Here is a 12,300-nt window from a genome sequence, read left to right on the forward strand (position 1 = left end):
AGCGTCGTATCTTCCTGCACCGTGCCGGTGCCGGTGGTTGCCGTTTCATTGGTACCGGCAATGGTCACGGTGATGACATGGGTGGTGCCGTCCGCGCTGGTCACGGTGATCGGCCGCACCAGGCTTTCGCCTTCCTTGAGCACCTGCACCGCCGGATCGGCGTTGTTCAGGGTGTAGGTCCAGTTACCGGCCGCATCGATGGTCAGCGAGCCATACACGCCATCCTGGATGGTGCCGGCGTTGAATACCGCCTGCCCCGCATCCGGGTCGGTCACGTCCAGCTTGCCGCCCACGGTCAGGATGACGTCTTCCTTCACCAGCCCCGCATCCGCGCCCGGGGTGTGCGGCACGATGATCGCGCCGTCATCCAGGCCCAGCACGTTGATGGTCACGGTAGTGGTGACGCCATCGTCCAGGGTGACAGTGAATGTCTCCACCTTGGTCTCGCCCGTCACCAGCGCCTGCACCACCGGGTCCGCGTTGTTCAGCGTGTAGGTCCAGTGGCCGTTGGCATCGACGCTCAGCGAGCCGTAGGTGCCGTTCTGCGTGGTCGGCACGAAGGTGGCGACCCCGGTGGCGACCAGCGTGCCGTCCGCCGTCAGCGTCGTATCTTCCTGCACCGTGCCGGTGCCGGTGGTTGCCGTTTCGTCGGTACCGGCAATGGTCACGGTGATGACGTGGGTGGTGCCATCGACACTGGTCACGGTGATCGACCGCACCAGGCTCTCGCCTTCCTTGAGCACCTGCACCGCCGGATCGTCGTTGTTCAGGGTATAGGTCCAGTTACCGGCCGCGTCGATGGTCAGCGAACCGTACACGCCATCCTGGATGGTGCCGGCGGTGAACATCGCTTCGCCTTCGTCCGGGTCGGTGATCTCCAGCTTGCCGGACGCGGCCAGCGTGACGTCTTCCTTCACCGCGCCGCTATCCTGCCCGGTGATGATGGCAGGATCCTGCACGGGAGTGATATCGATGGTGATCACCACCGTGGTGGTGCCGCCACGCCCGTCGGACACTTCGACCAGGAAGCGGTCGCTGCCGTTGTAGTCCTGGTTCGGGGTGTAGACATAGGTGCCGTCCGGGCTGAGCAACACCGTGCCATGGGTCGGCATGCCCTGGCTCACCAGCGTATAGCTCAGCGGATCGCCATTGGGGTCGCGGGCGACGATGTGCCCGGTGACGGAAGTATCTTCTTCGATGACGTGGTGCGCGTCCGTGCCCACGGGTGGCGCGTTGGCCAATGTATCGGCAACGCCCAGCGTCGCGCCGGTCAAGTCAATGTCCGGTGGTATTTCAGAGGTATTCAGGCCGAAGTTGAACGCAGCCGGCTCAACCGATTCGACCACGCGCATCAGTCGTATGAACGAGTGCCCGGATTCCTCGCCACCACCGGTCAGACCGGCCGCCGCAGGGTCGAGCAGTTCAGAAATGTCGCCGCCATCGGCAAGCACCTGCGCCACCTGCGCGGTTTCCTGGTCTACCTGGGCCAGCGCCGCATCCAGCGGATCGGCCGGCGTGGTGCCGAGGAAGGCCGCGTCGATCAACAGCGATCGGTCCTCGCCGATGGCGACCTGTTCGCCATTCGGTAGTTGCAAGACCATGCTGCCATCAGGACCGGTGACGACAACCTGGTTTTCATTGACGTGATCGCCCGGCTTGAGCGCGGTGAGCTTGCCGGTAGCATCACGCAGGTAAGCATCGCCCAGGACATGGACGATGGTGGCTTGAGCGGGTGTGGCCATGATCGTGCTCCTGCATGCAACCAATGACGGTTGTTAACAATTTATGAGCACGGCGATAACCAGGCCATTGTACCGCGGTACACCAGACGGCCCTTTTGTTTGATCTGGCGCAAAAAAAGGGCAGCCAGCCGGCTGCCCTTCCCTGTGGTGCCCGGACGCTTACTTCTTGGTCAGGCCCTGGTAAACGGTATCGACCAGTTCACCTTCGGTGTCGCCCACCAGATCCCAGGCCATGATGCCGCCCAGGTTCTGCTTCTTGACGAACTCAACCTTGTCCTTGATGGCCTGCACGTCGTCGTATACCCACATCACGTCGCCGTCCAGCTTCCACACCGCGCGGGACTTCTCGTCGCGGAACACCTTGCCCGGCATGGCCTTGATGTCGGTATAACCGGCCGCGCCCTCGTCATAGGTGCCCTTGGCCTTGCCCTTGACCGGCTGGCCCATGCCGTTGTTGTCGGTCTTGCTCAGAACCCAGCCGTAGCCGTAGAACGGCACACCGACCAGCAGCTTCTGCGGCGGCACGCCCCCTTCCACGAACTCCTTGAGCGCACCGGCGGTGGTCACTTCGGCGGACGAGCCATACAACGTGGCCAGGTGACCGGACTTGTTCGACCACGGGCCGTTGAAGTCATAGGTCATCACGCTGATCCAGTTCAGCGGCTTGTGGATCTTGTCCAGCTCCATGCCGGCCAGGATATTGGACGGCGCGCCCGATGCGATCGTCAGCAGGTAACCCGGCTTGGCGGCATCCAATTGCTTGCGGAACTCGTTCAACAGCGCGGTGAAGTTCTGCTTGTCCTCTGGGCGGACGATATTGCCCGGCGCGCCCTGGCTGGCAGGGTATTCCCAGTCGATATCGACGCCGTCGAACACACCAGCGGCCAGGCCCGGCACCACCTTGCCGTTCTTGTCCGGCACGTTGCCCTTGATGTAGGCATCGATGCACGACTTGACGAAGGCTTCGCGATTGGCCGGCAGCGCGGCATCGGAGAAGTTCTTCGACCATGTCCAGCCGCCCAGGCTGATGACGAACTTCAGGTTGGGGTGCTTCTTCTTCAGTTGCTTGATCTGGTTCCAGTGCCCGAACAGACCGTTGTCACCCTTGTCTTCCTTGCCGTCGAGCGTGTGCTCGGTCGGGATCGGGTTCCAGTAGTCGAGGCCGGCGCTACCGACACCTTCCTTCTCCACGCCCACCGAGCACTTGTTGTCGACCACGTTGCCGAAGGCATACTGGATGACGGTGGCCTTGTCGGCGGTGCCGCTGGTTTCGATGTTCTTCACCCAGTAGCCACGGCTGTTGCCCCAACTGGTGAAGTAGTAAACCATCTGCGGGCCCTTGCCGGCCGGCGCGTCGCCCGCCGCCACGGTGGCGATCACCGGCGCGGCGGCTTCCTTCAGCTTGCCGTCGCCATCACCCTTCTGGATCAGCTTGATGTTGTCGAAATAGACGTCGCCACCGGCGCCGTTGGATTGCACCCATTGCTCGAGCGCGAGGTGGAAGTCGAAGCGGCCCTTGAAGTCGAAGTCATAGGACTGCCACTTGCCGGTGTCCTTGATACGCTCCGGGAAGCCGGAACTGGCCGTGCCGGCCACCCAGTAGTCGCGGCCGGGGAACTCGGCGGTAATGCCGATCACGCCGCCGCAGTTGCTCTTGCAGGTGCCCAGGTAGTCGAAGGTGAGCTTGTACTTGCCTTCGGGGAATTTTTCCTTGGTGAAGATATCGCCGCCGAAGACCGGCTTGTCGAAACGCAATACCTTGTTGCCGGGGCGCAGCGGGTCGTCGACGATGGTGGCATTCATCGGCACGGTACCGTCGCCGTTCTGGCCAACCCAGAGGGTATTCAGGTCGCCATCGAATTTTTCATCCACGACCACCTTGTCGGCATGGGCGAATGCCGCCACCAACAGCAGGGGCAGGAACAGCTTCTTCATCTTTTTTCCTCCTGGGCACCGGTCGGAATGACCGATGTTGTTATCAGCACCGGCGACGATCCATCCACACGTGCTTCGCCGCGCCAAGCATCGTATATAGCATGGCGCTCCGGCGCTGTCAGGCGTCTTGCAGCGGTCGTGCCAGACGCGCAACGGCCGGCGTGCAATGCAGCGCCGGCCGTTTCAGGGTTTGCGGCAGCGGTTGGCCCGCCATCCGGGCGAGGCACCCCGCAACGCCTGCAAAATGGCGATTTATTTCTCTGACTTGGTCAGCAATTCGGCCGCGATGAGATTGATCAGGGTTTGCTTACGATCGGCGGTAATTTCCCAGTACATCGCGCCGCCCAGCCCCTTGGATTTGATGTAATCCAGCTTGATCTTCAGGGCCTGCGGGTCTTCATAGGTCACGAACTCCCCGCTCTCGGCGTTGTAAAGGAAGGCGGCCTTGGCGGTATCGTTCCAGTACCGCTTGAACCCTTTCTTGTCGAGCAGGTTCTTTTCGATATCACGGAAATCCAGGTTGCCGTCTTCCCAGGTGCCACGCCCCTTGCCGTTGCAATCCTGGTATTCGCCGTTGCTGTCGCCGGCGGCGCAACCTTTCCAGCTATAGCCATACAACGGCACGCCCACCACCAGCTTGTCCGCCGGCACCCCTGCCTTCAGATAGGCCTCGACCGACGACACCACGTTGAAAGTCTTGGCGATGCCCGGCTTGTCGTAGGCCGGATCGTTGGCAAACGGCGCGTTATGGCCGGAGAACTTGTTCCAGGTGCCGTTGAAGTCGTATGTCATCACGTTGATGAAGTCGAAATCGCGGCTCACCTTGTCCATCTCGGTGTTGGCGACGAACTTGTCGTTGCCCCAGACCGCCGTGGTCAGTTCGTAGTACTTGCCATCGGCCTTGCCTGCCGCGTCCAGCGCCTGGCGCAGCGCGGCGGTCAGCAGCGTGTAGTTCTGCTTGTCCTCGGGGCGGTGCTTCATGTTTTCCGCGCCGCCTTCCACCGGGAATTCCCAATCGATGTCCACGCCGTCGAAGCCGTGATCGCGGATGAATTCCACCGCGCTGTCGGCGAAGACCTTGCGCGACCCGGGCGTGGCCGCCGCATCCGAGAAGCCGCTGGACCAGCTCCAGCCACCCACCGAGATCAAGGTACGCACATGCGGGTTCTTCTTCTTGGCCTTGCGCAGCGCGGCAAAGTTGTTCTTGCCGCCATCATCCACGCCGGAATCCCCCACCACCACGCGACCATCCTTGATATTGGCGAAGGCGTAATTGATATGGGTGACCTTGCTGTAGTCGATGTCGGACGGGAAATAGGAGCGGCCGTAAGCGCCCCAGGAAATGTAATACGCCACCACGCGGTAGGGTTTGCTGGCCTGGGGCGTGGCAGCCACGGGCTTGGCCTCTGCGGCGGCGTCGGCGGCATGGCCGAGCAGTGGCATCAGGCTGGCAGCCAGCGATGCGGCCAGAAGGTGCTTGCGCATGGAAATCTCCTCTCGTGTTATGGAATGCACCGGTATCGGTGAACGGCCATGCTAGCAGCATTTTGCCGCTTTCGATTTGTCCTGGATTGTGGCGAGTCAGCCGCCTTTTTGCTGCTTTTGCTGCCTTCGCCGTTCGGCAAAGAAGCCTGAAAGCTGGGCGGCCGCTTCATCGGCCAGCAGCCCGCCCACCACGGCGGTGTGATGATTGAGGCGACGATCCGCGAACGGATCGATCACGCTGCCGGCCGCGCCAGTCTTGGGGTCACGCGTGGCGTAGACCAGCCGGGCCACCCGGGCGTGCATCATCGCCCCGGCGCACATGATGCAGGGCTCCAGCGTGACGTAGAGCGCGCATTCGGGCAGGCGATAGTTGCCCAGGCGGCGGGCGGCCTGGCGCAAGGCCAGCATTTCGGCATGCGCGCTGGGATCGTGCCGCGCGATCGGCGCATTGCAGCCGCGTCCCACGATCAGGCCCTGATGCACCACCACCGCGCCCACCGGCACCTCGCCACGCGATGCGGCGCGCGCGGCCAGTTGCAGCGCCACCCGCATGAAACGGTATTCCTCTTCCCGCCACTCGGGCGGCATCGCCGGATCAGTCATGGCCCAGCAGTTCCGCCGCGTGGCGGCGCGTCGTCTCGGTGATTTCCACGCCGCCCAGCATGCGGGCGATTTCCTCGACCCGCTGCGCGGGCGCCAGCGGAGTGACAGCGCTGACGATGCCATCGGCGCCGTTGTGCTTGCTGACCACAAAGTGGTGACTGCCGCAGGCGGCGACTTGGGGCAGATGGGTGATGCACAACACCTGGCGTGATTGACCCAGCCCGGCCAGCAACCGGCCGACGATCTCCGCCACGCGCCCGCCGATGCCGACGTCCACTTCGTCGAATACCAGCGTGGGCACGCCCGACAGGTTGCTCACGATCACCTGCAAGGCCAGGCTGATGCGCGACAGCTCGCCCCCGGAAACGATCCTTGCCATGTCGCGCGCCGGCGCGGCGCCATGCGCGACGCGGAATTCCACGCTTTCCAGCCCGTGCGCGCCGGCATCGCCGGGAATCAGCGCGATGTCGAAGCGGCTGTCCGCCAGCGCCAGCGGCCGCATCTCCTGCGTCACGGCATCAGCCAGCCTGGCGGCGTGCGCACCACGTCGGGCGGACAGCGCCTCGGCAGCCGTCCGGTACAACCCTTCCGCCGTCGCCACGCGCTGGCGCAACGCAGCCAGGCCGCCGCCACCGGCGATGGATTCCAGCCGCTCCTGCCAGTCGCCCAAGAGTTGCGGCAGCCGTTCCGGCTCCACCCGGTACTTGCGCGCGGTACGCCAGATGGCGTCCATCCGCGCCTCGACCTCGGCCAGCCGCGCCGGGTCCAGTTCCAGCCGGTCGGCATAACGTTGCAGCGCGTGCACCGCTTCGGACAGGCTGGCCTCCGCCGCGCCGAGCAATTCGCCGACCTCGCCCAGTGCCGCGTCGTAATCGATCAGTTCACCCACGCGGCTGATCACGCCAGACAACCATCCCTGGAGGTTGTCGTCGCCTTCGGACAACGCCAGCAGCGCGCGTTGCACGCCGTCGATCAGCCCGGCGGCGTGGTGCAACCGCGCATGCTCGGCAGAGAGGGTCGGCCATTCCTCGGCGGCAAACGACAAGGCCGCAACCTCATCCACCTGCCATTGCAACCGTTCGGCCTCGGCGGCATAGGCGGCGGCATTGCGTTCCGCGTCGTCCAGCTCCGCGGCGGCGGCACGCCAGCCGCGCCAGGCCAGCGCCACCTGCCCCGCCAGTTCGGCGGCGCCAGCGTAATCGTCGAGCAACGCACGTTGGGTTTCCGGCCGCAGCAACTGCTGATGGGCGTGCTGACCGTGGATATCCACCAGCGTTTCGCCCAGCGCCTTCAGTTGCGCCAGCGTGGCGGGCGCGCCATTGATGAACGCCTTGCTCTTGCCGGCGGCATCCAGCGTGCGACGCAGGATCAGCGCCTCGGCATCGTCGCCTTGCAGTTCGTTTTCCACCAGCCACTCGCACGCGGCGGGCACCGCGCTCAGGTCGAACTCGGCGGCCAGTTCGGCACGATCGGTGCCGTGGCGCAACATCGCGGCGTCGGCGCGATCGCCCAGCAGCAGGCCCAGCGCGTCGAGCACGATGGATTTACCCGCGCCGGTTTCGCCGGTAAGCACCGACAGGCCGTCGCCAAAGGCCAGGGCAAGCTCGTCCACGATGACGAAGTTCTTGAGGCGTAGGGTGCTGAGCATGGGTGGATTCTGGTCCCGTCGAATGGATCGGCGTGGGCGCTCAATGCAGGCGCGCGCCCCAGTGCAGCTTGAGGCGCAGGGTGTCGTAATAGTCGTAACCGGTGGGATGCAGGATACGCAGCGTGTTGCGGTAGCGGCGGATCAGCACCCGGTCCTGCTCGCGCAGTTCGCAGTCGGACTGGTTGTCGAAATAGACGCGCGCGTCGTGACCACGAGTGAGGAAGAACTCGATCTCACAGGTATCGTTGATCACGATGGGGCGGTTGGACAGCGACTGCGGGCAGATCGGCACCAGCGCCAGCGCCGGCAGGCTGGGATGCATGATCGGGCCGCCCGATGCCAGCGAATACGCGGTGGATCCGGTCGGCGTGGAGACGATCAGGCCATCCGAGCGCTGGCTGTAGACAAACTTGCGGTCGATGAACACTTCGAACTCCACCATCGCGCCGGTGGAGCCCCGGCTGAACACCACGTCGTTGAACGCCAGCGCCTGCGCGATCTCGACGTTATCGCGCCAGACGGAGGTCTCCAGCAGGATGCGCTCCTCGGGCTCGAACGCGCCGCCCAGCATCTCGCGCACCATCCGCTCCATTTCGCCCAGCGGCAGGTCGGTGAGAAAGCCCAGCTTGCCCTGGTTCACGCCGATCAGCGGCGTGCGATAGGGCGCCAGCAGGCGCGCGACGCCCAGCATGGTGCCATCGCCCCCCAGCACGATGGCAAGATCGGCCACCTTGCCGATGTCCTCGCGATCCACCAGGTCGAAGCCGTCCAGGCCGTGCTCTTTTGCCGACTCGGTCTCGATCATCACGCGCACGCCTTCGTCGACCAGCATCTTCGCCAGGCGCCTGATGGGCTCGCCGATGGCTGGGGTGTTATGGCGCGGGACCAGGGCAATGGTCTTGAACAGGCTGGGCATGGGCTTTCCGAAAGGCGGCGCGCAACCATCGGTCGCGCTTCGATTCGCATTTAACCATACGCCGCGCGGGGTGCGCACGACGCGGCACGCACGCTACAATCGGCCCATGTTAAGCGAACGCGCGCAAATCCTGCTTCGAACACTGGTCGAGCGTTATATCGCCGACGGCCAGCCTGTCGGCTCCAAGGCATTGACCCACTACTCCGGGCTGGACGTCAGTTCAGCCACCATCCGCAATGTCATGGCGGATCTGGAAGAGCTGGGTTTTGTCGCCAGCCCGCATACGTCGGCCGGGCGGATTCCCACCGCGCGCGGCTACCGGTTCTTCGTGGACAGCTATCTGTCGGTCAACCCGCTGGAACGCCTGTCCACCGACGACATCCTGCGCGCGCACCCCGGCAGCATGCTGTCCGACAACCCGCAGCGCGCGGTGATGTCGGCGTCGCAACTACTGTCGCAACTGACCAACTTCGCCGGCGTGGTGCTGTCGCCCAAGCGGCAGGACGTGCGTCTCAAGCAGGTGGAGTTCCTCAAGCTGTCGGACAAGCGCGTGCTGCTGATCCTGGTCACCACCGACGGCGATGTGCAGAACCGCATCCTCCATATCGATACCGACCTGGACGCCGGCCAGTTGCTGGAGGCGTCCAACTTCCTGAATGCGCATTGCGCCGGCCGCACGCTCGGCTCGCTGCGCGGCATCGTGGAAGCCGAAATCCACCAGTTGCGCGGCGAGCTGGTCGGGTTGCTGAATGCCGCGCTGGCCCAGTCGCCCGGCGACGAAGGCGCCGGTGTGCTGATTTCCGGTGAACACCATCTGTTGGGGAGCGCCGAACTGGCCGCCAACATGGGGCGCCTGAAGCAACTGTTCGAGCTGTTCGAACGCAAGGCCTCGCTGCTGCAACTGCTGGAAAGCGGCTGCGCCGCCGAAGGCGTGCAGATCTTCATCGGCGGCGAATCCGGCCTGGCACCGCTGGACGAATGCTCGGTCATCACCGCGCCCTATCACCTGGACGGCCAGGTGGTCGGCACCCTGGGCGTGATCGGCCCCACCCGCATGGCTTACGAACGCGTCATTCCCATCGTCGATGTCACGGCGCGTCTGTTGTCCAACGCGCTGTCGTCCTAGCGGCCGCCTGCGACGTCGATGCTTAACCTCACCCACCTCCGGATGGACGTGCCTGACCGCACCCATTGAATCAAATCGCCGAATCCCGTTCCAACAGCCTTTTCATCCCACGCGGGTTCGCCCGCGCCCAACCGGACTCCGCATGCCTTCGATCCGCCCGCTCCTGCTCTGCCTCGCCCTGCTCGCCCCCGCCGCCCATGCCGATGAAGCGCTGCTCCAGCGCGACGACGTGCGCCAGTACCTGGATACGGTGGCCGTCGAGCAGAACATGGATCGCGCCGCACTGGATGCATTGTTCCTGCGTGTGACGCCGCAGCCGGCGATCCTGCCGATCTTCGACCGTCCCGGCACCAGCCGGCCGTGGTACCAGTTCCGCGAGGGTTTTCTTTCCGATTCCCGCATCGTCGGCGGCGCGCGCTTCATGCGGCGCTACCCCGAAATCCTGGATGCCGTGCAACAGCGCTATGGCGTGCCGGCGGAGCTGATCACCGCCATCGTCGGCGTGGAGACCAACTACGGCCGCCTCACCGGCAACTACCGGGTCCTGGACGTGCTGACCACCATGGCGTTCGACTACCCGCGTCGCGCCGACTTCTTCCGCAAGGAACTCACCGAGTTCCTGCTGCTGGCACGCGAGGAGGAAAGCGACCCGCTCAGCTTCATGGGGTCCTATGCCGGCGCAATGGGCTGGCCGCAATTCATGCCTTCCAGTTTCCGTGCCTATGCGGTGGACTGGAACGGCGACCACCATCGCGACATCTGGGGTACACCCGAAGACGTGATCGCCAGCGTGGCGCACTACCTGGAACTGCACGGCTGGCAGCGGCATGGCGACAGCTACCAGCCGGTGAACGTGCGCGAGGACAACACGCTGGCCGAGGTGATGGAAAAACCGTTCGATCTCACCCACAGCGTGGCGGAGCTGATGCAGCGCGGCGCCATGCCGCTGGAGGAACTCGACACCGCGCAACCTGCCGTGCTGTTCACGCTGGAAACCGAGCCGGGCGTGGAACGCTATTACCTGGGCCTGACCAACTTCTACGTCGTCACCCGCTACAACCGCAGCAAGCACTATGCGACCGCCGTGTTCGAACTGGCCTCGGCGATCCGTGGCGCCTATGAAAACGGCGTCGATCTGGCCCCGCCGCCCGCGCCGAAGAAACCCGCCAGGACCTCCGGCAAATGGAAGAAAGCCAAATGAAGCCCGCCCGCACACCGCTTCGAATGCTGGCCGTCGCAACCGCGCTGCTGGCCTCATCCGTCGTCGCCAGCGATCTGAGCATCTGCCTGGGCTTCAAGCCCGACGACAAGGTGCTGGTGGTCAACGCCGATGATGTCGGCATGCATCCCGACCTGGACCGCGCCGCCTTCGCGCTGATCGACGGCAAGAAGATCCAGTCGCTGTCGCTGATGCCGCCCACCCCCAATTTCAAGCAAGCGGCGCAGATGGCCGTGGCACGCAAGCTGCCGGTCGGCGTGCACCTGACGCTGACCAACGAATGGCAGGCGGCACAGCCCTGGGGCGCGGTGCTGCCGCAATCCGAAGTGCCGTCGCTTTACAACCCGCAAGGCCGGCTATGGGCGACCACGCAGGAAGTGGCGCGCCATGCCAAGCCCGAAGAGGCGAAGAAGGAACTGCTGGCCCAGATCGCCCGGGCCCGCGCCGCGGGGCTGACCATCACCCATCTCGATGCGCACATGGTGTTCTGGGGGGCAAGCCCCGAACTGCTCTGGCTCTATGTCGGCCTGCCCGCCGAGACCGGCATTCCCGTGGTGATGCAGGGCAACTTCATGCCCCTGGACAAGCAGATGGCGGCGGCCCGCGAACTCCAGGGCGGCGGCGCGCTCACTCCGGACGCTTTCTTCATGCAGTACAAGCCGGCACAGCGGCACGAAGGCAAGCGGTATGCCGGTTACGACGGATTGTTCGCGCAACTGCCGGCGGGCATCAGCCACCTGGCGATCCATCCAGCCCGGGACAGCGCCTCGGCCCGCGCGGCAATTGCCGACCTGACGCTGCGGCTGTCCGATTTCGAGGCATGGAATGACGCCAACCTGGGCAAGCTGGGCCAGGGCGTGAAACGCACCGACTACCGTGCCCTGAAAGCCTTGCAGGAGAAGATCAACACCGGTGATGAGCACTGTCTGAAATAGCACGCGAAGAAACCACCACCTTCCTGCGCGCGGATGGCCATTCCGCCTACATATCGGCGTCCAGCCACTGGTTAGCATGAACCCTGGAAATCGCGGCCATTGCCCGCGATGGCATAACGCCAGGAGGAATGCACATGTCCGACGAACGCGAAATCACATCCGAAAACCGCGACCCCATCACCGGGGAAAAGGAATTCCATCCGGCAGGCACCGGTACCGGCGCGGTACTGGGCGGCGCGGCGGGTATCGGCGCTGCCGTGGCCACGGGCGCGGCGCTCGGCACGGCGGCGGGGCCGGTGGGTACCGTGGCCGGTGCCGCCATCGGCGCCGTCCTGGGTGGCCTGGCCGGCAAGGCGCTGGCCGAGGAATACAACCCGACCGAGGAAGACGCCTACTGGCGCGAAAACTACGCCAATCAGTCGTACTACGAGGCCGGCCGCCAGTACCAGGATTACGAAGGCGCCTATCGCACCGGCTATGAAGGCCGTGCCCGGCTGCTGAATCAGGAGTTCGACGAAGCGGAGCCGGTGCTGCGGGTGGACTACGAGCGCAATCGCGGCGGTTCGTCGCTGGACTGGGAGCGGGCGCGCAGCGCGGCGCAGGCCTCCTGGGATCGGGTGAACCATCGTTACATCGATCGTCGCTGAGTCACCCCGACAAAAAGCCCCGGCCATGCCGGGGCTTTTTGTCG

General features: G+C 64.7%; 10 protein-coding genes. 4 read left to right on the plus strand and 6 right to left on the minus strand.

Translation table 11 applies throughout. The features are described 5' to 3' along the window. From FAZ21_RS08405 to FAZ21_RS08430, 6 genes are all read right to left on the minus strand, one after another. Positions 1-1,742, minus strand: a 1,742-nt coding sequence (locus FAZ21_RS08405) for a retention module-containing protein (RefSeq protein ID WP_136772888.1), incomplete at its 3' end; no start/stop codon positions are given. A 159-nt stretch (positions 1,743-1,901) separates the two neighbouring features. Beyond that, a complete protein-coding gene (locus FAZ21_RS08410) occupies positions 1,902-3,677 on the minus strand; it encodes a glycoside hydrolase family 18 protein (protein WP_136772890.1) in 1,776 nt (591 codons plus the stop codon). A 252-nt stretch (positions 3,678-3,929) separates the two neighbouring features. Next, the gene (locus FAZ21_RS08415; RefSeq protein ID WP_136772893.1) at positions 3,930-5,162 is read right to left on the minus strand and encodes a glycoside hydrolase family 18 protein; all 1,233 of its coding nucleotides are present in this window, start codon (positions 5,160-5,162) and stop codon (positions 3,930-3,932) included. A gap of 96 nt (positions 5,163-5,258) precedes the next feature. Further along, positions 5,259-5,765, minus strand: coding sequence for a tRNA adenosine(34) deaminase TadA (gene tadA / locus FAZ21_RS08420; RefSeq protein WP_136772895.1), 507 nt, complete (start codon positions 5,763-5,765; stop codon positions 5,259-5,261). After that, on the minus strand, positions 5,758-7,413 hold the full coding sequence (recN, locus tag FAZ21_RS08425; protein WP_136772898.1) for a DNA repair protein RecN: 1,656 nt from the start codon (positions 7,411-7,413) through the stop codon (positions 5,758-5,760). The genes tadA and recN overlap by 8 nt, the downstream gene beginning before the upstream one ends. 40 nt (positions 7,414-7,453) lie before the next feature. Continuing rightward, positions 7,454-8,329, minus strand: coding sequence for an NAD kinase (locus FAZ21_RS08430; RefSeq protein ID WP_136772900.1), 876 nt, complete (start codon positions 8,327-8,329; stop codon positions 7,454-7,456). Between the two features lie 106 nt (positions 8,330-8,435). Here FAZ21_RS08430 and hrcA point away from each other — a divergent pair, with 106 nt between their 5' ends. From hrcA to FAZ21_RS08450, 4 genes are all read left to right on the plus strand, one after another. Further along, positions 8,436-9,455 carry a heat-inducible transcriptional repressor HrcA gene (gene hrcA, locus FAZ21_RS08435; protein WP_136772902.1) on the plus strand — a complete coding sequence of 340 codons (1,020 nt, stop codon included), beginning with the start codon at positions 8,436-8,438 and terminating at the stop codon, positions 9,453-9,455. A 142-nt stretch (positions 9,456-9,597) separates the two neighbouring features. Further along, entirely contained in the window at positions 9,598-10,656 is a 1,059-nt protein-coding gene (gene mltB, locus FAZ21_RS08440) for a lytic murein transglycosylase B (protein WP_136772903.1), read from the plus strand. Next, on the plus strand, positions 10,653-11,609 hold the full coding sequence (locus tag FAZ21_RS08445) for a ChbG/HpnK family deacetylase (protein ID WP_246038560.1): 957 nt from the start codon (positions 10,653-10,655) through the stop codon (positions 11,607-11,609). Before mltB ends, FAZ21_RS08445 begins: the two co-directional genes overlap by 4 nt. Positions 11,610-11,743: 134 nt before the next feature. Further along, on the plus strand, positions 11,744-12,256 hold the full coding sequence (locus tag FAZ21_RS08450) for a hypothetical protein (protein WP_136772906.1): 513 nt from the start codon (positions 11,744-11,746) through the stop codon (positions 12,254-12,256). The last annotated feature ends 44 nt before the right edge of the window (positions 12,257-12,300 follow it).

The sequence above is a fragment of the Chitiniphilus eburneus genome, assembly GCF_005048205.1.
GTDB classification, from domain to species: Bacteria; Pseudomonadota; Gammaproteobacteria; order Burkholderiales; family Chitinibacteraceae; genus Chitiniphilus; species Chitiniphilus eburneus.